The sequence below is a fragment of the Paracoccus sp. J56 genome (assembly GCF_019633685.1).
Classification (GTDB): domain Bacteria; phylum Pseudomonadota; class Alphaproteobacteria; order Rhodobacterales; family Rhodobacteraceae; genus Paracoccus; species Paracoccus kondratievae.
This window is the reverse complement of record NZ_JAFL01000010.1, coordinates 18491-40681: the sequence shown is the minus strand read 5'-3', so window position 1 is coordinate 40681 and position 22191 is coordinate 18491. Positions and strand designations below refer to the sequence as shown.

Below are 22191 nucleotides of genomic sequence, written 5' to 3'. Positions count from 1 at the left end.
CGTCACGGGAACAGCTGATTGCTTAACGGTTTGCGCCTCAGGCTACCAGTGCTTCGGCACGCTTCAGGTCCACGCTGACCAATTGGCTGACGCCCTGTTCCACCATGGTCACACCAAACAGCCGGTCCATGCGCGACATGGTTACGGCATGGTGCGTGATCACAAGAAAGCGCGTCTCGGTCCGCCGCGTCATCTCGTCCATCAGGTCGCAAAAACGGGTGACGTTGGCATCGTCCAAAGGCGCGTCCACCTCGTCCAGAACGCAGATCGGCGCGGGATTGGCAAGGAACACCGCAAAGATCAGCGCAAGCGCGGTCAGCGTCTGTTCGCCCCCCGAAAGCAGGCTTAGCGTCGACAGTTTCTTGCCCGGAGGCTGGCACATGATCTCAAGCCCGGCCTCAAGCGGGTCGTCGGATTCGACCAGCACCAGCCGCGCCTCGCCGCCACCGAACAGATGGGTAAAGAGATTGGCGAAATTGGCGTTCACCGTGTCAAAGGCCGCCAGCAGACGTTCGCGCCCCTCGCGGTTAAGGCTGCCGATGCCCTGCCGCAGCTTGCGGATCGCCTCGGTCAGGTCCTCTTTTTCGGCGCCAAGGCGGTCACGCTCGGCCTCAAGCTCGCGCTTATCTTCATCTGCACGCAGGTTGACCGGCCCAAGCGCATCGCGGCCCTGACGCAGGCGGGCAATCTCGGCCTCAAGCGCATCGGGGGTGATCTCGTCGATCTCGCCCAGCGATTCCAGCAGCGTCCCGGGCGTGGCCTCAAGTTCTTCATGAATGCGGGCTCGGGCATTCGCCTCGGCCGTGACCGAGGCTTCGGCGCGGGCCTCGCAGGCCGCACGGGTTTCGCGCGCGTCTGAGGCCGCCCGTTCCGCCTCGCGCTCGGCCTCGGCAGCGTGGCGCAGCGCCTGATCGGCGGCTGACAGCGCATCGCGGGCCCGGGCAAGCCGCGCCCCGGCCTGAGCTTCGGCGTCGATCAGAATACTGCGACGCCCGGCAAGGATTTCGGGTTGGGCCTCGGCCTCTTCCAGTTCAAGGGCGGTTTCTTCGCGGCGGGCAGCAAGCTCGGCGGCGCGGGTACCTGCCTGATCCAGCCGCAGACGCCAGCCCGATTCCTCCTTGGCGATTTCCTGCAGACGCCTGATGCGGGCATTGGCCTCGCGCCGCAGTTCCTCAAGCGCGCCGCGCCGGGTCAGGGTGGCGATGCGCGCAGCCTCGACAGCGGTACGGGCATGTTCGACCGCCGCAGCCGCCGCGCCTCGGTCGGGCAGTTCGGCCAACGCCCGTTCGGCCTCGGTCAGCCGGGTGCGGGCGTCAAGCGCGTCCTCGCGGTTGCGCGCCAGTTCGGCGCGGGCGGATTCGGCGCGGCTTTGCGCCATGGCAAGCTCGGATTCGGCACGCGTTACGGCCCGGACAGCGTCGGACAGTCCGCGCTCGGCCTCGCGCCTTGCGTCGCGGGCGCGTTTCTCGGCCTCGGTCGCCGCCAGATAGCGGGCGCGCAGCGTCTCATGCGCGGACAGGGTCTCATCAGCGCGGGCCTGCGCCACCTCGGCTTGCGCGCTCATTTCGGCAAGCTGGTTAACCTTTTGCAGATGCAATGCAGCCGCAGATGCGGCCTCGCCCGCCATCACCCGCATCCCGTCCCAGCGGAAAAGGTCACCTTCCCGGGTCACCAGCCGCTGACCGGGGGCAAGCTGCGCCTGCAGGGCCACGCCTGTTGTCACATCGGCGACCAGCCCGACCTGCGACAGACGGCGGGCCAGGGCGGCAGGCCCGTCCACATGGGGCGCCAAGGCCTCGACCCCATCGGGCAGAGGTTGCGGCGCGTCATAGCCCGGCAGCAGGTGCCAGCCCGAGCCATCCTCGGCCAGTCCGACGCCCAGATCGTCGCCCAGTGCCGCGCCGAATGCAGTTTCATAGCCACGCCCGACGCGGACCAGATTCAGAATAGAATCGCTGCTCTGCCCGCGTTCGACCAGCCGTTTCAGCGCCGCCACCTCGGCTTTCAGCGCCGAAACTTCGCCCTCGGCCTCGGCGCGGGCCGAGCGGGCGGCAGACTCCTCAGCCTCCAGCGCAGCGCGGGTTTCCTCAGCTTCGGCCAGCCCCTCTTCGGCGACTTCGACGCAGGCGCGGGCTTCTTCCTGGGCCTCTTCGGCAGCCTCGCGGGCGGCCTCGGCCTCGGCACCGGTTTCAGCGGCGCGGACAGCGGCGGTTTCAGCCTCAGTCGCAGCGCGGGTCGCGCGTTCCTGCATCTGGCGCAGATCGTGAACCAGCCGCTCGGCCGATTGGTGACGGGCGGCGATACGGGCGGATTCGTCGGTCAGCTCTGCCAGCTTGGCCTCGACCTCGCGCAGCGTCTCGGCGGCCTCATCGGCAACATCGGCCGCGGCCTGCAACCGCTCATCATGGCCCTGTCCGGCCTTTTCCAGCTCACGTTTTTCCCAGACCAGCCGCTCGATCACCTCGCCAGCGTCGCGGTTCAGCGCCGCCTCGCGCTCGATATCGCGGTCAAGCTGGGCGATGCGCGCCAGCAGCGTCTGGATCGCTTGCGCCGCGCGGGTCTCGGCCTCATCCAAAGCTTCGCGCTCAACGACGGTGCGGGACAGGATCGCGGCGGCAACCTGTTCCTCTTCCCTCAGGGGGGGCAGTTTCTCTTCGGCCTCTTGCCGGGCGGCAATGGCGCGGCGGGCGGCACCCTCGGCCTCGGCAGCGGCGCGGATCGCAGCCTGCAGCGCCTCGGCGGTCGCAGCCCTGGCACGGTCTGCCTCGGCCCAGCGCCGGTAAAGCAACATCCCCTCGGCCCGGCGCAAAGCAGCGCCGATTTCGCGGTAGCGGGCGGCGGCACGGGCCTGACGGGCAAGACTCGCCGCCTGGCTGGAAAGCTGGTCCAGCGTGTCGTCGACACGGGTCAGGTTCGCCTCGGCCGCGTTCAGCTTCAGCTCGGCCTCATGCCGACGCTGATAAAGGCCCGAGATCCCTGCCGCCTCTTCCAGCACCCGCCGGCGGGCCTTGGGCTTGGCGTTGATCAGTTCGGAAATCTGCCCCTGACGCACCAGAGCCGGCGAATGCGCCCCGGTCGAGGCATCCGCAAACAGCATCTGCACATCGCGCGCCCGCACCTCTTTGCCATTGATGCGATAGGCCGAGCCCGCATCGCGCGTAATGCGGCGGGTGATGTCCAGCGCATCGCTGTCGTTCAACCCGGCGGGGGCAAGGCGGTCCTTATTGTCGATGGTCAGCGTGACCTCGGCATGGGCGCGGGCCGAGCGGCGGGCCGTGCCGGCAAAAATCACATCCTCCATCCCCTCGCCGCGCATGGCGGTGGGACGGTTTTCGCCCATGACCCAGCGCAATGCCTCAAGCAGGTTCGACTTGCCACAGCCGTTCGGCCCGACCACACCGGTCAGGCCCTCGCGGATGACCAGATCGGTCGGATCCACGAAGCTTTTGAAACCATTGAGGCGCAGGCGGTCAAAGCGCAAAAGGGGGGTCCCTGAGGGTCATCCAGATGCTGGGGATTTTTGGCAATACCGGCCAACAAGTCAACACAAACCCCATATATCGCGGGGTTTAACCGATCTATCCACAAGATTCTGGTTCACGCCGGGAAAACTGGTGTTAATCTGGCGCCATGATTCCAGCGCTTTCCATCATTCTGATCTTTCAACTTGTGGGCGAGATCGCGACCCGCAGTCTGGACCTGTTGTTGCCGGGGCCGGTTCTGGGGCTGCTGCTGCTGGTGCTGTCGTGCAGTCTGCGCCCGGCGTTGGCTGAACTGCTGCGCCCGGTTGTGAACGGGATCCTTGGGCATCTGTCGCTGTTCTTTGTCCCTGCGGGTGTCGGTGTGATCGCGCATCTGGGACAGTTCCGCAGCGATGGGTTAGCCGTGGCGGTGGCGCTGGCGGTATCGACCGCATTAGCAATTGCTGCCGGGGCGCTTGTATTCTGTGCCGTGGTTAAGTGGATGGGCGGACCCAGGGAATGACAAACGCAGCCCTGATCTGGAGCTATCTGACCGAAGGCCCGCTTTTGTGGCTGACGGCGACCCTGCTGGCCTATTGGGCGGGCGATACCTTCTTTCGCGCCATGGGCCGGCAAAGCTGGGCGAACCCTGTCCTGTGTGCGGTGATTATCCTGGCCTGCGTGCTGGGGGTGACCGGCACCAGCTACCAAACCTACTTCGAAGGCGCTCAGTTCGTGCATTTCATGCTGGGCCCGGCGACGGTGGCGCTGGGGATGCCGCTTTATGACAACCTCCACCGGGTCAAAAAGGCACTGCTGCCATTGATTGCGGCACTGTTGGCGGGGTCGATAACTGCAGTGGTCTCGGCGCTGGCGATTGCCAAGGCCTTTGGCCTGTCCGAGGTGATGCTGGCAAGCCTTGCCCCCAAATCCACCACAGCACCTGTTGCCATCGGCATCGCCGAAGGTCTGGGCGGAGAGCCGACCATCACCGCCGTTCTGGTGCTGGTGACCGGTATTTTTGGCGCGATTATAGCAACACCACTGCTGAACGCGCTCAAGATCACCGACTGGCGGGCACGCGGCTTTTCACTGGGGGTCGCCGCGCATGGCATCGGCACTGCCCGCGCCTTTCAGGTGAATGAGACCGCCGGCGCCTTTGCCGGAATCGGCATGGGGCTGAACGCGGTGCTGACCGCGATCATTGCGCCGCTCGCTCTTTATCTGTTCCAGTAAAGATTGCCGCGCCCTCTGCGCGGAATGTCATATCCGGGAAACGCGCCAGCGATATAGCCCCTGCCAATCAAAGCGGAGAGGCCGGATGACAGATCAGCCGACAAACATACCGCCCCGGCAAGGAACGCCGGCCGAGGTCTTTGCGGCCTTTCTGAAGCTGGGCCTGACCAGTTTTGGCGGCCCGATCGCCCATCTGGGCTATTTCCGCGACGAGCTGGTGACGCGGCGCAAATGGCTGAACGACAGCGCCTATGCCGATCTGGTGGCGCTTTGCCAGTTCCTGCCCGGCCCGGCCTCAAGCCAGGTCGGCTTTGCGCTGGGACTGATGCGCGCGGGCTGGGCAGGTGCGCTGGCAGCATTTGCCGCGTTCACACTGCCCTCGGCGCTGGTGTTGCTGGTCTTTGCCATGACGGCGGCAAGCATTTCTGGCCCGGTCGGAGACGGCGCACTGCACGGGTTAAAGATTGTCGCAGTAGCAATCGTTGCACAGGCTGTCTGGGGCATGGCCCGCAACCTGTGCCCGGATAAAGAACGCGCGGCGATTGCAGCCGTCGCAGTGGCAGTGCTGGCCTTTGTCCCAGGGGCCTTGGGGATGATCGGGGCAATCCTGATTGGCGCAATCCTTGGCCTGGCACTGGGCCGGGGGACAGTGACCAAGGTCCATGGCCCCGCCATCCTGCCTGTTTCCCGCAAACTGGCGACCGGGGCGGGGATTGCCTTTCTGGGTCTGCTCACCCTTTTGCCACTGCTTGCGACCCAAGGGCAGGCGCTGGCCGTCATCGACAGCTTTTACCGCGCCGGGGCCCTGGTGTTCGGGGGTGGGCATGTCGTCCTGCCGCTTTTGCAGGCCGAAACGGTTGCTACTGGTTGGGTTACACCAGATCAGTTCCTGGCCGGATATGGCGCGGCGCAAGCGGCGCCGGGGCCGCTTTTTACCTTTGCCGCCTATCTCGGCGCTGTTCTGGGACCTGCGCCGAATGGCCTGACCGGAGCCGTTCTCGCGTTGCTGGCTCTGTTTCTGCCGGGATTTCTGATCCTGATCGCCGCCCTGCCCTTTTGGAACCGCTTTCGATCAATAGCGCAGGCGCAATCGCTGATGCAGGGCGCGAATGCCGCCGTGGTCGGTATCCTGGGCGCGGCCCTTTACACGCCCGTCTTTTCCAGCGCCATCGGGGATCTGCGGGATTTCGCACTGGCCCTGATCTGTTTCGTGCTGCTGACAGCGTGGAAATCGCCGCCATGGGTCGTGGTGATCCTGTCGGTGCCTGGCGGGATCGCCCTGGCGCTGATCCCCTGACCGGGCCCGATCACCCAACGAAAAAGGCCGCCCGCAGGACGGCCCATCGCAGTAGGAATGAAAGGCGCGCTTATGCGGCGTCGGCCTCTTCTGCGGCATGGCGGCGCTCACTTTCCTCGCGCGACAGCGCGACAGAGGTGCGCACACCCTTGGCCACGAATTCCATCAGACCTTTCACCACGCGTTCGTTCGGATCAATTCCGGCGCAGGACAAAACCTCGCGACCGTCGCGCGACCGTGCCCAACGTGCAATTTGTTCAGGCCCGTTGCCGTATTTTTTATCATCGGCGATCGCATCGTCCAGCGCGGCCAGCACAACCGCAGCAAAAAGCTTGCGGGCCCGCTGTCCTTGTTCAAAGTTGAAAGCCGAGCCATCCACGAAATCGCGCATCATCGTTATCCTGTTTTTCTTGCGGTGCCACCGCACCTTGAACAATGCCAAGGCTGCTTAATGGTCTTGCCTCCAGGCGGCGCTGGTCGGCTTAGCCGATCCAGGCTATGATTCGGTATGCCCCCCACCGCATGTCCGCCATGCACACTGTGCAAACCCCGGCGGATGTAAAGAATAGCCGCCAAAAGCAACGGTCTTGCGACAAGCGGAAGTTCGCAGGCCCCCTTGACAACGCTGCAAGCGTGATCGGGTTTCCGAAGGACACGGGGGTGGATATAGGCGTTTACCCCCACGGTTCAAGCCTCGCGAGGCGGAATTCCTGCAAGCTTGTCAAAGCTGTCGTGGAATTATGCGGGCTTGCCCGCCATTAATTGCGCCGTCTGCAAATAACGCGCAACGATATTATCAGCGATTCTTTAGCTTACTGCAATGGTTGCGCATAACAGATATTCCGCCAGTTTTTATTCCGGCTATGGTCAAGCGCAGGTTTGCAAGCCTAGAATTAGCGTAGATTTAGTCAATGACGGGAAATCAGCCGATATGGCAGAATCAGGTTTCCCCGTAATTTTTTATCAAGGACAGGGAAATCAACATGGCGCAACCAACCATCCATGTCGCGCATGAAGATCAAGGAAATTCAGGCCGTTACGTCGTCACCTTGCCCGGGGTCGAGGGCGAGGCCGAGCTGACCTGGCGCAGTGCCGGCCCGGGGATCATCGTGGCCGACCATACCTACGCCCCCGACTCGATGCGCGGCACCGGCGCGGCCTCAGCGATGGTTCAGCGGCTGATCGCTGATGCCCGTGAGCGTGGCCTGCGCATCATCCCGGCCTGTTCCTATGTCCGTGCCCAGTTCAGGCGCCATCCCGAATGGTCCGACCTTCAGGCAGAGGTCTGACCGCGATTGACGCGCCGTCACATTGTACGCTTTGCTATGTTAGCGCAAACAAACATATCAGTACCGGTATGTAAACTCACTTTCTGAATAATTGACGGACATGTCGTCCATGTCTAGCTTCGCGGGGAGGCAGGTGGCCTGGCCACCGCCGCGTCGCGGATGCGTCCCGAAAGGACCGCCCTGCACCCGCGCAGAAAGGGGAAGGCACGGGCTGGACCCCGGCTGTGGAGGCAGCCGCCACCCGGGCAAATGGAGTGGGAGGAATGATGGTGAACCTCAGGAAATACGCCCTGGCGCTGGCCTCGGCGGCAGCACTTTCGCTGCCCGGCATTGCTGTGGCCGAAGGCATGGTCGGGATCTCGATGCCGACCAAGACCTCGGCGCGCTGGATCGACGACGGCAACAATATGGTCAAGCAGTTCCAGGATGCGGGCTACCAGACCGACCTGCAATATGCTGACGACGATATCCCGAACCAGCTTGCGCAGATCGAGAATATGATCACCAAGGGCGTGAACGTTCTGGTGATCGCGGCGATCGACGGCACCACCCTGTCGAACGCGCTGGCCAATGCCAAAGCCGCCGATATCAAGGTCATCGCCTATGACCGGCTGATCCGCGACACGCCCGACATCGACTATTACGCGACATTCGACAACTTCAAGGTCGGGGTCGAGCAGGCGACCACTCTGGTAGACGGCCTCAAGGAACGTTTCCCGGAGGTGAAGCCGTGGAACGTCGAGCTGTTTGGCGGCAGCCCGGACGACAACAACGCCTATTTCTTCTATGACGGCGCGATGTCGGTCATCCAGCCGCTGATTGATGACGGTTCGATCGTGATCCCTTCGGGACAGATGGGCATGGACAAGGTTGGCACCCTGCGCTGGGACCCCGCCACCGCTCAGGCGCGCATGGATAACATCCTGTCCGCAAACTATACCGACAAACAGGTGCATGGTGTCCTGTCTCCCTATGACGGGCTGTCCATCGGTATCCTCAGCTCGCTCAAAGGGGTCGGCTATGGCTCGGGCGACCTGAAAATGCCCATCGTCTCGGGTCAGGATGCAGAAATCCAGTCGGTCAAGTCGATCAAGTCGGGCGAGCAGTATTCGACCATCTTCAAAGACACGCGCGAACTGGCCAAAGTCACCGTCAGCATGGTCGATGCCATGATGAAGGGCGAAGAGCCCAAGGTGAACGACACCGAAAGCTATGACAACGGCGTCAAGACCGTGCCTTCTTACCTGCTGGAGCCGGTGGCCGTGACCGGAAAGAACCTCGAAGAGGCGCTGATCGGTTCAGGCTATTACACCGAAGACCAGCTGAAGTGACACCAACCGGCGCTGTCGCGGACCCTCTCGCGGCGGCGCCTTCGGCGTGACCGCAAGGGGTGGCCATGGACGCTATTCTGGAAATGCGGGGAATCACCAAGGAATTCCCTGGTGTAAAAGCCCTCGACAATGTGAACATGACCATCCGGCGCGGAGAGATCCGTGCTTTGGTGGGCGAGAACGGTGCCGGAAAATCGACGCTGATGAAGGTGCTGTCGGGCGTCTATGCGCATGGCAGTTATCAGGGCGATATCCTTTATAACGGCAAGCCGATGGCCTTTCGCTCGATCAGGGACAGCGAAGAGCAAGGCATCGTCATCATCCATCAGGAACTGGCGCTGGTGCCGCAGATGTCGATCGCCGAAAACATCTTTCTTGGCAACGAGATCGCAAGACATGGCGTCATCGACCGGCGCGAGACCAACCGCCGCACGGCCGAGCTTTTGGCCCAGGTCGGGCTGCGAGAAAGCCCCGAGACCAAGGTCGGCACGCTGGGCATGGGCAAGCAGCAACTGATCGAGATTGCCAAGGCCCTGTCGAAAAAAGTCGATCTTCTGATCCTTGATGAGCCGACCTCATCGCTGAACGAACATGACTCGGACGCGCTGTTGCGGCTGCTTGAGCGGTTCCGCAAACAGGGGATGACCGCGATCCTGATTTCGCACAAGCTGAACGAGATCAGTCAGGTCTGCGACAGTATCACCGTGCTGCGCGACGGCGCGACGGTCGCACATCACGACGGTATGGTCGATGAATCCGCCATCATTCGCGATATGGTCGGTCGCTCGATGAATGACCGCTATCCGCCGCGCCAGCCTCAGATCGGCAAGGTGGTGATGCAGGTGCGCGACTGGACCGTTGCAGATCCCGCGCGCGATGGCCGTTTGCTGGTCAAAGAAGCCAGCTTTGAACTGCGGCGCGGCGAGGTGCTGGGCATCGCCGGACTGATGGGCGCTGGCCGGACCGAACTGGCGATGAGCATTTTTGGCCGCTCGATGGGCGAGTTCAGATCCGGATCGGTCGCGCTGCACGGCAAGCCCGTCGATCTGTCCACGGTGCCCGCGGCGATCAGGGCCGGCCTTGCCTATGTGACCGAGGACCGAAAATCGCTGGGCCTCGTGCTTGAGGACACGATCCGCCGCAATATTCCGCTGGCGAATTTGCCCGGTATCTCGCGCCAGGGGGTGGTGGACCGTCAGCGCGAAGGTGCGGTCGCGCGCGACTTTCGCCAGCGCATCAACATCCGCTCGCCCTCGGTCGAGCAAAGGACCGTCAACCTCTCGGGCGGGAACCAGCAAAAGGTAGTGCTGGCGAAATGGCTTTTCGCCGGGCCCGAGATCCTGATCCTTGACGAGCCGACGCGCGGCATCGACGTAGGCGCGAAATACGAGATCTATACGATCATCCGCGACCTCGCCGCCGCTGGAAAGTCGATCATCGTCATCTCGTCAGAAATGCCCGAGCTTTTGGGCATCACCGACCGCATCCTGATCATGAACGAGGGCCGTCTGGTCGGAGAGATGCCGACCGCAGAGGCCACGCAGGAACGTATCATGCAGGTCATCATCAGGTCGGGCCAGGACCTGACCGACGAAAACGTTACCCCCGAGCAAATCGAGGCAGAGGCCGCACATGTCTGACACGACCACTGAACGCTCCGGCGATACGTTCGGCTTCATCCGCCGCAACATCCGCGAATATGGCATCCTGTTCGCGCTGATCATCATTATGGCCTTTTTCCAGGTGGTCACCGGCGGCATCCTGTTCCGGCCGGTCAACCTGACCAACCTGTTCCTGCAAAACAGCCACATCGTCATCATGGCGGTAGGCATGTTGCTGATCATCGTCGCGGGCCATATCGACCTGTCGGTCGGTTCGGTCGCGGCCTTTGTGGGGGCACTGGCGGCGCTGATGGTGGTACGGCTGGGACTGCCCATTCCGGTCGTGGTTGTCCTTAGCCTTGCCGCAGGCGCAGTTATCGGCGGCATTCAGGGCTATTGGATCGCCTATTGGAAAATCCCCAGCTTTATCGTCACGCTGGCGGGGATGCTGATTTTCCGCGGGCTGACCATGTGGATCCTGCAGGGCCAGAATATCGGCCCCTTTCCGCGTGGCTTTCAGATGATCGCCTCGGGCTTCATCCCGGATATCTTTGGCCCCGACAAACCGCACACCCTGTCGTTGCTGCTTGGCTGGGGGGCGGCGGCATTGATCCTGTGGCTACAGATCCGGGCCCGCCGCCGCGAAGAGGCCGTCGGTATCGCGGATGAACCCTTTGCCTTCTTTGCCGCCAAGAACACGCTGATCTTTCTGGCACTGGTGTGGATCAGCTGGGTGCTGGCGAATTTCCGCGGTCTGCCCAACGTCTTTATCGTCATGGCGGTGCTTGTCGCGCTTTACGCCTTTATCTCTGAGCGCACGACGCTGGGGCGGCGCATCTATGCGATCGGCGGCAACGCCAAGGCGGCCAAGCTTTCGGGCATCAACTCGGAACGTGTGGTATTCCTGACCTTTATGAACATGGGGATGCTGGCGGCGCTGGCAGGGATCGTAGTCTCGGCCCGGCTGAACTCGGCCACGCCAAAGGCCGGGGTCGGGTTCGAACTTGACGTGATCGCGGCGGTCTTTATCGGCGGCGCCTCGATGGCAGGCGGCGTCGGCACGGTGATCGGCGCAGTGGTCGGAGCCTTTATCATGGGCGTGATGAACAACGGCATGTCGATCCTGGGTATCGGCATCGACTATCAGCAGGTCATCAAGGGGCTGGTGCTGATGGCCGCCGTGATCTTCGACGTCTCGAACAAGAGCAAGACGTGACCCCGGACTGGATCGCTGTCGACTGGATCGCTGTCGACTGGGGCACCACCCGGCTGCGGACCTGGGCCATGCGCGGGACCCAAGCGGTCGAGGCACGGGCCTCGGACAGGGGGATGGGTGCACTTAGCCCCGCAGGGTTCGAGCCGGCCTTGCTTGATCTTGTCAGCGACTGGCTGCCCGCCTCGGGTCGGATACGGGTCATCGCCTGCGGCATGGTCGGCGCGCGGGGCGGTTGGACCGAAGCCGCCTACCGCGCCATCCCCTGCCCCCCGCTTGACCCGTTGCAAGCCATTCACGCCCCCGCTATTGATCCACGGCTGGATGTCCGCATCCTGCCCGGCCTGTCACAGAACGATCCGCCCGATGTCATGCGCGGCGAAGAAACCCAGATCGCAGGCTTTCTGGCTGAAAACCCGGATTTTGACGGCACGCTTTGTCTGCCCGGCACCCATTGCAAATGGGTCCGGCTGGCGCGCGGGCGTGTCGTTGGTTTCCGCACCTTCCTGACCGGAGAGCTGTTCTCTCTGCTCGCCGGCCAATCGGTACTGCGGCTGACGATCGGGACGGCAAAGCCCGACGCCACGGCCTTTGCCAGGGCCGGCGCGTTGGCGCTGGCTGACCCCCATGCCGCGAACGCGCAGCTTTTCACGCTGCGCGCCGCCGCGCTGTTGCAGGGGCTTGCGCCGGAACAGGCGGCGGGGCGGCTGTCAGGCCTGCTGATCGGCGCCGAACTCGCCGCAGCGCGCGACCTCTGGCAAGGTAACTCAACCGTGATCATTGGCACAGCAGGGTTGGCACAACTTTACGAAGATCTGCTGCTGGCAGCGGGCGCAAAGGCGTGCCAAAAGGATGGCGCGGCCCTTGTCCTTGCCGGTCTTGTCGCCGCCAGCTTAGCGTTGCCGGAGAACACATGAACCAGCCTATAATTGCCATCCTGCGCGGGTTGACCCCCGCGGAGGCCCTACCCATTGGTCGCGCTCTGGTTGAAGCGGGGGTCGACCGTATCGAGGTGCCCCTGAACTCACCCCAGCCGCTCGACAGCATCCGATTGATGGCGGCGGCGCTGGCAGGGCAGGCAACAATCGGGGCGGGCACCGTTCTGACAGTCGCACAAGTGGCCCAAGTCGCCGATGCCGGCGGGCGGATGATCGTTTCGCCCAATACCGACCCGGCGGTTATCCGCGAGGCGCGCTCGCGCAGGATGCAAGCCTGGCCCGGCGTTTATACCGCCACCGAATGCTTTGCCGCCATCGCTGCCGGGGCGACCGGGCTGAAACTGTTCCCCGCCGATCAGGCCGGAACCGGAACGCTGAAGGCGCTGCGGCAGGTGCTGCCCAGCGAGGTCGCAGTCTATGCCGTGGGCGGCGCCGGCCCTGATAATTTCGCCGAGTGGCGCGCGGCGGGGGCGCAGGGCTTTGGCATCGGCAGCGCCCTTTATCGCCCCGGCGACACCCCCGAAACAGTCGCAGCAAGGGCACGAGAGGTGGTGGCGGCACTACAGGCCCTGACATGAGCGCGCAGGTCTTTGACCCTCGCATCTGTGAATTGGGCGAAGGCGCATTCTGGCACCCCGAACGCGGCCAGCCTTTCTGGTTCGACATCCTTGGCCGGCGACTGCTGTCGCGTCAGGACGGGGCCGAACTGGAATGGCGCTTTGACGAAATGGTCTCGGCCGCAGGGTGGATCGGCCGCGACCAGTTGCTGATCGCAAGCGAAAGCGCGCTGATCCGGTTTGACCTGCGCAATGGCCAGCAAAAGCGGCTGATCGCGCTTGAGGCCGACCGGCCCGGCAACCGTTCGAACGACGGGCGCGCCGATCCCTTCGGCGGATTTTGGATCAGCACGATGGCGCGGAACGCTCAGGCTGGCCAGGGCGCAATTTATCGCTATCTTGACGGAGAGTTGCGCCTTTTGCGGGGAAACATGTCGATTCCGAATGCGATCTGCTTTTCTCCTGATGGCCGACTGGCCTATTTCGCCGACACCGCCGCCCAGGTCGTCTGGTCGCAAGACCTTGATGAGCAGGGCTGGCCCTTGGCCGAGGCACGGGTTTTTCTGGACCTGAGCGGCACCGATCAATTCCCCGACGGGGCCGTGACCGACGATCAGGGCCGGTTCTGGAATGCGCGCTGGGGCAGCGGCACGGTCGCCTGCCACGCGCCCGACGGACGGTTGCTGAAACAGCTGGCCCTGCCCGCCGTCCAGCCAAGCTGCCCGGTCTTTGCCGGACCCGACCTGACGCGGCTGATCGTCACCAGCGCCGCCGAAGGCCGGCACGGCCCCGATGATGGTCGCACCTGGCTGTTGGCCCCCAACGCACGGGGGCGGGCCGAACCACGGGTCCACGCGTGATGGCCAGCGAATTCGGCACTCTGCCCGATGGGCAAAGGGTCATGCAGGTCACAATCTCGGGGCACGGGCTAAGGGCTTCGATCATCACGCTTGGGGCTTCGCTTCAGGAACTGCGGCTCGACGGGATCGGGCATTCTCTGGTGCTGGGCTTTCCCCGGCTTGAACCCTATCTTGACGAAGGGCGCTATTTCGGGGCCGTGGTCGGGCGCTATGCCAACCGCATCGCCCATGGCCGGGCCGTCCTTGACGGGCAAAAGCTGCAGCTTGACCGCAATCAGGACGGTCGCCACATGCTGCACGGCGGCCATGACGGCTGCGGCACCCGCAACTGGATACTTGCCGACTGGGACAAAAGCTCGGTTGCGATGGCCGATCACCTGCCTGCCGGCCACATGGGCTTTCCGGGGGCAATGCTGATTCGGGCGACCTGGTCGATCCTGCCAGGACCGGTCCTGATGCTGACCATTCTGGCCACATCGGACGACACGACCTTTTGCAACTTTGCCCAGCACAGTTATTTCAACCTCGACGGCTCGGATACGATTGCCGATCACCGCCTGTCCGTGCCCGCTGCGACCTATCTGCCGGTGGATGATGACCTGATTCCCCTTGGTGCGCCCGCATCTGTTCAGGGCACCCATCTGGATTTCCAGAACCCCACCCGTCTGGGGGAAAGGCTGGGCGGGCCGCGCATCGACCACAATCTTTGCCTGTCGGACCAGCGCCATGTCCTGCCGCGCAAGGTCGCAACCCTGCAGGCAGGTGGGCTGAGTATGGACCTTAGCTCGACTGAACCGGGCCTGCAGGTCTATACCGCTGAACATCTGTCCCCCGGGGCGCCGGGCCACGGCGGCAGGCCCTATGACCGTCATGCCGGGGTCGCGCTGGAATCGCAGATATGGCCTGACGCACCGAACCACGCCGATTATCCCTCGGCGCGGTTAGAGCCGGGGCGGCTTTACCGCCAAACCACGGTCATGAGCTTTCGTGGCAGGGTAGCTTGACCTTACATCAACCAAGCCCCTAATGCGGGACAGGGAGGAGCCATGGACCCTGCACCGATTATAAACGCCTATTCCGAGCCTTTCGTGCAGGCGCCCTTTGCGGTGCAGCTACAGATCCGGCTGCGGAAACGCATCATTCGCGGCGAACTGCCGCCCGGGACGCGCCTGTCCGAACAGGAAATCGCCGATCAATACGAGCTTTCCCGCCAGCCGGTGCGAGAAGCCTTCATCCGCCTTGCCGGAGAGGGCCTGCTTGAGATCCGCCCCCAGCGCGGCACCTTTGTCACCCGCATTGATATGGAATGGGTGCTCTGTACTCGCTTTATTCGCGAATCGCTGGAATCCGACATCGTGCGGCTGGCGGCGACCCGCGCCCAGCCGCAGGATCACGAGGCGCTTTTCGCCCAGATCGCGCGGCACGAGGCCGAAACCGACCCCGCCAACCTCGCCCAGCTTGACGAAGAGTTTCACGCCATGCTGGCCCGGATCTCGGGCAAGGTGATGGTCTGGAACCATCTGCAGCAGCTCAAGGTGCATCTGGACCGTGCCCGCCACCTGCTGGCGGCGATGACGCCCAAGGACGATATGCTGGCCCAGCACCGGGAGATCGCCCAGGCCATCGCCGCCCAGGACCCCGACCGGGCCGAGGCCGCGATCCGCGACCACCTGCGCCGGGTACTGATGGAGCTGCCGGGCGTGCTGCGCCTGTCTCCGAACTATTTCACCAAAACCGACACGCTGGCCGAAACCCTCGCCGCTGAAAGCTGAGCCGCGCCCGGCCTGTCACGAGCGCCGTACCCTCTGGGACTGTTCGCCAAGGCCTGAAATACCAAGCCGCATCACCTCGCCGCCGCGCAGAAAGACCGGGGGTTTCGCGCCCATGCCCACACCCGGGGGCGTGCCGGTCGTGATCACATCCCCCGGCATCAGCGTCATCAGCCGCGAGCAATAGGCAACAATCTCGGCCACGCCAAAGATCATCGTCGCGGTCGAGCCATGCTGGCGGCGCACCCCGTCCACCTCAAGCCACAGGTCCAGCGCCTGCGGATCGGGGATCTCGTCCCGGGTGACAAGCCACGGGCCGATGGGGCCAAAGGTGTCAAAACCCTTGCCCTTGTCCCAGGTGCCGCCGCGTTCGGCCTGCCATTCGCGCTCACTCACGTCATTGACGACGCAATAACCCGCGACATGTTCCAGCGCCATCGCCTCGGACACCTGACTTGCGCGCGCGCCGATGACGACACCCAGCTCGACCTCCCAATCGGTCTTTTGCGCGCCGGGCGGAATGATCACATCATCATCCGGGCCAATGATGCAGCTGGTCCATTTGTTGAACACCACCGGTTCGGCCGGGACTGGCAAACCGGCCTCGGCCGCGTGATCGGCATAGTTCAGCCCGATAGCCACGAATTTCGGCACATGGCCGACGCAGGGCCCAAGGCGCGGCTGACCCGACACGATGGGCAGCGCGTCAAGATCCAGCACCGCTAACTGCGCCAGCCCATCGGGGCCCAGCACCTCGCCCGAGATATCGGCGATATGGGCCGAAAGGTCGCGAATACGCCCCTCGGCATCCAGAAGCCCCGGTTTTTCCTGACCCGCCGGGCCATAGCGCAGCAGTTTCATCGCTGATCCTTTCGCTTGTTCGCCTATGGCTCGGGCGGCGTATCAACCGCGCCCGACAAAGGGCATGTTGGTCGCCATGACAGTCATATGCAGGACATTTGCGCCCTCGGGCAGGTTCGCCATATGAAACACCGCCTCAGAGACATTCGCCGCGTCCATCACCGGTTCGGGCCGGATCGAGCCATCGGCCTGGGGCGCACCCTGCGTCGCCACACCCGTAATCATCTCGGTCGCGGCATTGCCGGCGTCAATCTGACCGCAGGCGATGTTAAAGGGCCGCCCATCCAGCGCCAGCGTCCGCGTCAGCCCCGTCACCGCATGTTTGGAAACCGTATAGGGAACCGAACCGGGGCGCGGCGCCTCGGAAGCAATCGAGCCGTTGTTGATGATCCGCCCGCCCATCGGGTCCTGCCGCCGCATCTGGCGAAAAGCTGCACGGGCACACAGGAACATACCGTCGATATTGACCCGCGCAACGCCCTGCCAGTCCTGCCAGGAAATTTCGTCGATCAGGCGCGAAATCAGGATCGCGCCTGCATTGTTGAACAGAACATCCAGTCGCCCCCATTCGGCCACCGCACGGGCAAAGGCGGCATCGACCGCCGCCTCATCCGTCACGTCGCAGGGCAGAATCAGCGCATCAGGATGGCCATCCGCCGTCTCGGCCAAAGCCGACTCGCGTCGGCCGATCAGCCCGACCTTCCAACCCCCATCAAGAAACCGTCGGGCGGTAAGCCGACCAATGCCGCTGCCACCGCCGGTAATCAGGATCGTTTTCATCGCATGCCCCCCTTTTCCCGTCGTGGGCGGATGCTAGCGACAACATCCGCCCAGGAAAAGGGCCGCTCGGGCAAAGGCGCGGGAATCAGGCCTCGGGGTCCCAGCCGCTGATCTGCTTGCTGTCCATGAACTCTTCGAGCCCCCAGACACCACCCTCACGCGCCCGGCCCGAAGCCTTGACCCCGCCAAAGGCCGCGCCACGCCCGCGCGACTGGCCATTCATTTCGACCATGCCGGCACGCAGCTGGCGTGCCAGTCGGTTGCGACGGGCACCATCCTGCGTCTGAACATAGTTCGTCAGCCCATAGATCGTGTCATTGGCGATTTCGACCGCCTCTTCTTCGCTGTCAAATGGGATGATCGACAGCACCGGACCAAATATCTCTTGCCGCGCGATGGTCATCTCATTGGTCACATCGGCAAAGACGGTCGGCCGGACGAAATAGCCGCGATTGACGCCCTCGGGCAGGCCGGGACCACCGGCGACCAGACGCGCGCCCTCGTCGATGCCCTGCTGGATCAGACCCTGAATCTTGTCCCATTGCTGCTTGCTGACCACCGGACCGATGTGACGGCCGGGCTGATGGGCGCTGGCGACCTGGGTTTCCTCGGCAACCTTACGGGCCTGCTCGACCGCGGTTTCGTAGAACGAACGCTCGACCAGCATCCGCGTCGGCGCGTTGCAGGACTGGCCACTGTTGTAAAAGCAATGCCGCGCCCCGCGCACCACCGCCTTTTCGTCGGCATCGGCAAAGATCAGGTTCGCACCCTTGCCGCCCAGTTCCAGCGCCACTTTCTTCAGCGTGTCGGCAGCAGCCTTGGTGATCGCAATCCCGGCGCGGGTCGAGCCGGTAAAGCTGATCATATCCACATCAGGATGGGTGGAAAGCTGGGTCCCTACCCCCAAGCCGTCCCCGTTCACCATGTTATACACACCCGCAGGCAACCCGGCCTCATCCACGATTTCGGTAAAGACGACCGAGGAAAGCGGCGCGATCTCGCTGGGCTTCAGCACAACGGTATCGCCCGCAAGCAACGCCGGGATCACCTTCAGCGTCACCTGGTTCATCGGCCAGTTCCACGGCGTGATCAGCCCGACAACGCCAACCGGCTCCCACGCGACCATGCTGTTTGGGGCATGCGGACCCAGCGGGCGGATGAATTCAAAGTTGCGGAACGCCTCGATGAAGGTCTCGATATGATAGCTGCCGGCTGCGGTCTGGTCGTTCAACGACATGTCCTGCGGCGCGCCCATCTCGGCGGTGATCGCGGCGGCCATATCAGAGGCGCGGCGCTGGTAGATCTCCAGAATCCGTTCGACATAGGCCAGCCGTTCGGCCGGAGACGTCCGGGACCAGCCCGGGAAAGCCGCCTTGGCCGCCGCAACCGCCGCATCGGTATCCGCCTGATCGCCAAGGCTGATGACCGCCACCGGCTCTTCGGTCGAGGGGTCGATCACCTCGAGATCGCGCGGCTGGCTGGGCGCAACCCAGGCGCCGTTGATGTAAAATTTCCGCTTGTCGGCAAGTCCGCTCATGAGAGCCTCCCTTGATCTGCGATTGGCCAGCAGACTGGCACCCGGACAGCCGGGCTGCAAGCCACAGCAGCCGCCCCGATTTTTATCACGACTTGAAAGATCGTGTTGGACAATCCGATACGCATGACTATCTTGACGCGGGAGAGCCAACCGAAAGGACCTGCAATGTCCCTGCGCATCAACGATATCGCCCCCGATTTCACTGCCAACTCGACCGAGGGGCAGATCAGCTTCCACGACTGGATCGGCGACAGCTACGCGATCCTGTTCTCGCATCCGCGGGACTTTACCCCGGTCTGCACCACGGAATTCGGTGCCGTGGCGCAACTGGTCCCCGAGTTCGAAAAGCGCAACACCAAGGTGCTGGGCGTCTCGGTCGATTCGGTCGAGGATCACGGGAAATGGAAGGCCGACATTGAAAAAGTCGCTGGCGTTCCGGCCAATTTCGCCATCATCGACGACACCGATCTGACGGTCGCCAAGGCCTATGACATGCTGCCCGCCGACTATTACCTGCCGAACGAAGGCCGCACGCCCCAACACTCGGCCACCGTGCGGACGGTGTTCATCATCGGGCCGGACAAAAAGGTGCGCCTGACCATGACCTATCCGATGTCGGTCGGCCGCAACTTTGCCGAAATCCTGCGCGCACTTGACGCGGTGCGGAAAACCGACGGCGTTCCGCTGGCAACCCCGGCAAACTGGGTCCCGGGCCAGGATGTGATCGTGGCGCTGGCGCTGGACGACGCCGCCGCCGAGGCGCGCTATGGCCAGCTTGACAAAAAGCTGCCTTACCTGCGTTTTGCCAAGGACCCGGCGTAACTCCGGGCCGGGTGGGGCCTTTCGCCCCGCCTGGATTGTTCAGTTCGGACATCTGGCGGACGGTTCTGGATGAATCGTTCCGGCTCTGATGTCCGGATCTTGCAGATGTATTGACCGTCGAGGGTCTTGAGCCTGCGGGCAAGGCTGCCAATCACTGTATGGCCGCTTGGACGGCGAGCGTGGTCGTGGCGCTTCCACAACGAACTCGCCTATAAGGCATCCTTCCATTCCAAACAATGGATCGCACCATCAAACCGGGGAAACAAACAGCTGACCCGACCGCCCTGGCGGACAATAACCTCGCCGAAAAAGCAACAGCCCGCCCGCAAACCTGCGGACGGGCCGATATGCACTAAGAAAAAGAAAGATCAGCCTTCGGCGTCTTCTTTTTCTTTTTTCTCGGGCTGGATCTCTTCGCCCGTCTCTTGGTCGACCATTTTCATGCCAAGGCGAACCTTGCCACGGTCATCAAAGCCTAGCAGCTTGACCTTGACCTCCTGGCCTTCCTTAAGCACCTCATTGGGGTGGTTCAGGCGCTTGTTGGCGATCTGGCTGACATGGACCAGGCCGTCACGCTTGCCAAAGAAGTTCACGAAGGCACCAAAGTCGACCAGCTTGACCACCTTACCGGTGTAGATCTTGCCTTCCTCGGGCTCGGCCACGATCGAATAGATCATCTCATGCGCCTTGCGGATCGCATCGGCGTTGGACGAGGCGATCTTGATGGTGCCATCGTCGTTGATGTCCACCTTGGCGCCCGAAGTCTCGACGATCTCGCGGATGACCTTGCCACCCGAGCCGATAACTTCGCGGATCTTGTCGACCGGAATGGTCATGGTTTCGATACGCGGAGCATGGGCGCTGAATTCGCGACGGCCCTCGGACAAAGCTTTCGACATTTCGCCCAGGATGTGCATCCGGCCGTCCCTGGCCTGGGCCAGGGCCTGCTCCATGATCTCGGGGGTGATGCCCGCGACCTTGATGTCCATCTGCAGGCTGGTGATGCCGTTTTCCGTCCCGGCAACTTTGAAGTCCATGTCGCCCAGATGGTCCTCGTCACCCAGAATGTCGGTCAGGACTGCCCAGCGGCCATCCTCTTCGAGGATCAGACCCATGGCGACACCGGCAACCGGAGCCTTCAGCGGCACACCCGCATCCATCATCGACAGCGAGCCACCGCAGACCGAAGCCATCGAGGACGAGCCGTTCGATTCGGTGATCTCGCTGACCACGCGGATGGTGTAGGGGAAGTCGGTCGGCGCAGGCAGAACCGCCTGCAGCGCGCGCCATGCCAGCTTGCCGTGACCGATCTCACGACGGCCCGGCGAACCCACACGGCCAACCTCGCCGACCGAATAGGGCGGGAAGTTGTAATGCAGCAGGAAGTTGCTGCGGAAGTTACCGTGCAGCGCGTCGATGATCTGTTCGTCATCGCCGGTGCCCAGGGTGGTCACGACCAGCGCCTGCGTCTCGCCGCGGGTGAACAGAGACGAACCATGGGTACGCGGCAGGAAGCCGACTTCCACGTCGATCGGACGCACGGTGCGGTTGTCGCGGCCGTCGATCCGCGGGCGGCCATCAATGATGCCCCCACGCAGGATGCCCGATTCCAGCTTTTTCAGCGCCGAACCCAGGTTCGGGTCAAGCTGCTCTTCCTCGCTCAGACCTTCGAGGATCTTTGCCTTGGTTGCCTCGATGGCGTCGCGGCGCTGACCCTTGTCCTGAATTGCATAGGCGGCGCGCATATCGGCCTCGCCCAGCGATTTCACGCGGTCATACAGGGCCGAGTAGTTCGGCGCCTGGAACTCAAAGGGTTCTTTGGCGGCTTCTTCGGCCAGCGAGATGATCAGGTCGATCACCGGCTGCATGGCCTCGTGGCCGAACTTGACCGCGCCCAGCATCTCGGCCTCGGTCAGCTCATAGGCCTCGGATTCGACCATCATCACCGCGTCGCGGGTACCGGCAACGACCAGATCAAGGCGCTGCTCGGGGTTGCCGCGCAGGTTTTCCATATCGGCAACTTCGGGGTTCAGCACATATTCGCCGTTCGCAAAGCCAACGCGCGCCGCGCCGATCGGCCCCATGAAGGGCACGCCCGAGATGGTCAGGGCAGCCGAGGCAGCAATCATGGCGACGATATCGGGATCGTTGACCAGATCGTGGCTGAGCACGGTGCACATCACCAGCACTTCGTTCTTGAAGCCGGGGACGAACAGCGGGCGGATCGGACGGTCGATCAGGCGCGCGGTCAGCGTCTCACGCTCGCTCGGGCGTGCTTCGCGCTTGAAGAAACCGCCGGGGATCTTGCCGGCGGCATAGTATTTTTCCTGATAATGCACCGTCAGGGGAAAGAAATCCTGACCGGGCTTGGGTTCCTTGGCGAAAGTGACGTTGGCCATCACGCTGGTTTCGCCCAGAGTGGCAATCACCGAGCCGTCGGCCTGACGGGCAACCTTGCCCGTTTCCAGCGTAAGCGTTTCATTGCCCCACTGGATCGATTTCTTCACTTCATCAAACATTCGGTTTCCTCTGGCGACGCGCCGGCCCTCCGGTCGCGTCCCGTGTCAAATGGCGGCCCCATTGCCGCCGCCCCTATCCTTTGCATGTGCCCCGGGGCCTGGCGTCACGTCACAGATGGA

The 22191-nt window shown here is 63.3% G+C and carries 19 protein-coding genes; 13 read left to right on the top strand and 6 right to left on the bottom strand.

Annotation, left to right across the window (positions count from 1 at the left end; all coding sequences use genetic code 11):
- Nucleotides 1–37 precede the first annotated feature (37 nt).
- Entirely contained in the window at nt 38–3481 is a 3444-nt protein-coding gene (locus M511_RS09205; RefSeq protein ID WP_085502000.1) for a chromosome segregation SMC family protein, read from the bottom strand.
- Nucleotides 3482–3630: 149 nt separating this feature from the next.
- Here M511_RS09205 and M511_RS09200 point away from each other — a divergent pair, with 149 nt between their 5' ends.
- From M511_RS09200 to chrA, 3 genes are all read left to right on the top strand, one after another.
- Nucleotides 3631–3984, top strand: a complete 354-nt coding sequence (locus tag M511_RS09200; protein ID WP_010391938.1) for a CidA/LrgA family protein — start codon at nt 3631–3633, stop codon at nt 3982–3984.
- Nucleotides 3981–4697 (top strand): LrgB family protein, encoded by a 717-nt coding sequence (locus M511_RS09195; protein ID WP_010391940.1) that lies wholly within the window; start codon nt 3981–3983, stop codon nt 4695–4697. Before M511_RS09200 ends, M511_RS09195 begins: the two co-directional genes overlap by 4 nt.
- Before the next feature lie 85 nt (nt 4698–4782).
- Complete coding sequence (chrA, locus tag M511_RS09190) at nt 4783–5994, top strand: chromate efflux transporter (RefSeq protein WP_085501999.1); 1212 nt, start codon at nt 4783–4785, stop codon at nt 5992–5994.
- 70 nt (nt 5995–6064) lie between these two features.
- Here chrA and M511_RS09185 read toward each other — a convergent pair whose 3' ends face one another.
- Complete coding sequence (locus M511_RS09185; protein ID WP_010391945.1) at nt 6065–6385, bottom strand: DUF6280 family protein; 321 nt, start codon at nt 6383–6385, stop codon at nt 6065–6067.
- 592 nt (nt 6386–6977) lie between these two features.
- Here M511_RS09185 and M511_RS09180 point away from each other — a divergent pair.
- From M511_RS09180 to M511_RS09140, 9 genes are all read left to right on the top strand, one after another.
- A complete protein-coding gene (locus M511_RS09180) occupies nt 6978–7283 on the top strand; it encodes a GNAT family N-acetyltransferase (RefSeq protein ID WP_010391946.1) in 306 nt (101 codons plus the stop codon).
- 266 nt (nt 7284–7549) lie between these two features.
- The gene (gene chvE, locus M511_RS09175; RefSeq protein WP_029371206.1) at nt 7550–8614 is read left to right on the top strand and encodes a multiple monosaccharide ABC transporter substrate-binding protein; all 1065 of its coding nucleotides are present in this window, start codon (nt 7550–7552) and stop codon (nt 8612–8614) included.
- A gap of 65 nt (nt 8615–8679) precedes the next feature.
- Complete coding sequence (gene mmsA / locus M511_RS09170) at nt 8680–10254, top strand: multiple monosaccharide ABC transporter ATP-binding protein (RefSeq protein WP_085501998.1); 1575 nt, start codon at nt 8680–8682, stop codon at nt 10252–10254.
- Complete coding sequence (mmsB, locus tag M511_RS09165) at nt 10247–11431, top strand: multiple monosaccharide ABC transporter permease (RefSeq protein WP_085501997.1); 1185 nt, start codon at nt 10247–10249, stop codon at nt 11429–11431. The genes mmsA and mmsB overlap by 8 nt, the downstream gene beginning before the upstream one ends.
- Nucleotides 11428–12345 carry a 2-dehydro-3-deoxygalactonokinase gene (locus tag M511_RS09160; RefSeq protein ID WP_085501996.1) on the top strand — a complete coding sequence of 306 codons (918 nt, stop codon included), beginning with the start codon at nt 11428–11430 and terminating at the stop codon, nt 12343–12345. The genes mmsB and M511_RS09160 overlap by 4 nt, the downstream gene beginning before the upstream one ends.
- Entirely contained in the window at nt 12342–12944 is a 603-nt protein-coding gene (locus tag M511_RS09155; RefSeq protein WP_085501995.1) for a 2-dehydro-3-deoxy-6-phosphogalactonate aldolase, read from the top strand. The genes M511_RS09160 and M511_RS09155 overlap by 4 nt, the downstream gene beginning before the upstream one ends.
- Nucleotides 12941–13783 (top strand): SMP-30/gluconolactonase/LRE family protein, encoded by an 843-nt coding sequence (locus M511_RS09150; protein ID WP_010391953.1) that lies wholly within the window; start codon nt 12941–12943, stop codon nt 13781–13783. The genes M511_RS09155 and M511_RS09150 overlap by 4 nt, the downstream gene beginning before the upstream one ends.
- Nucleotides 13783–14787, top strand: a complete 1005-nt coding sequence (locus M511_RS09145; RefSeq protein WP_085501994.1) for an aldose epimerase family protein — start codon at nt 13783–13785, stop codon at nt 14785–14787. Before M511_RS09150 ends, M511_RS09145 begins: the two co-directional genes overlap by 1 nt.
- A 42-nt stretch (nt 14788–14829) precedes the next feature.
- Nucleotides 14830–15555, top strand: a complete 726-nt coding sequence (locus M511_RS09140) for a GntR family transcriptional regulator (protein ID WP_010391955.1) — start codon at nt 14830–14832, stop codon at nt 15553–15555.
- A gap of 15 nt (nt 15556–15570) precedes the next feature.
- On the opposite strand, the gene M511_RS09135 is transcribed toward M511_RS09140, so the two are convergent.
- The 3 genes from M511_RS09135 to M511_RS09125 form a co-directional block, all read right to left on the bottom strand.
- Nucleotides 15571–16413 (bottom strand): ureidoglycolate lyase, encoded by an 843-nt coding sequence (locus M511_RS09135; RefSeq protein WP_085501993.1) that lies wholly within the window; start codon nt 16411–16413, stop codon nt 15571–15573.
- A gap of 42 nt (nt 16414–16455) precedes the next feature.
- Nucleotides 16456–17193 (bottom strand): SDR family oxidoreductase, encoded by a 738-nt coding sequence (locus M511_RS09130; protein WP_010391958.1) that lies wholly within the window; start codon nt 17191–17193, stop codon nt 16456–16458.
- Nucleotides 17194–17278: 85 nt separating this feature from the next.
- Nucleotides 17279–18730, bottom strand: a complete 1452-nt coding sequence (locus M511_RS09125) for an aldehyde dehydrogenase family protein (protein ID WP_085501992.1) — start codon at nt 18728–18730, stop codon at nt 17279–17281.
- A 165-nt stretch (nt 18731–18895) separates the two neighbouring features.
- On the opposite strand from M511_RS09125, the gene M511_RS09120 reads away from it, so the two are divergent.
- Complete coding sequence (locus M511_RS09120; RefSeq protein WP_085501991.1) at nt 18896–19552, top strand: peroxiredoxin; 657 nt, start codon at nt 18896–18898, stop codon at nt 19550–19552.
- 368 nt (nt 19553–19920) lie between these two features.
- Here the strand turns inward: M511_RS09120 and pnp are convergent, their stop codons facing one another.
- Nucleotides 19921–22071, bottom strand: a complete 2151-nt coding sequence (gene pnp, locus M511_RS09115; protein ID WP_010391961.1) for a polyribonucleotide nucleotidyltransferase — start codon at nt 22069–22071, stop codon at nt 19921–19923.
- Nucleotides 22072–22191: the final 120 nt, after the last annotated feature.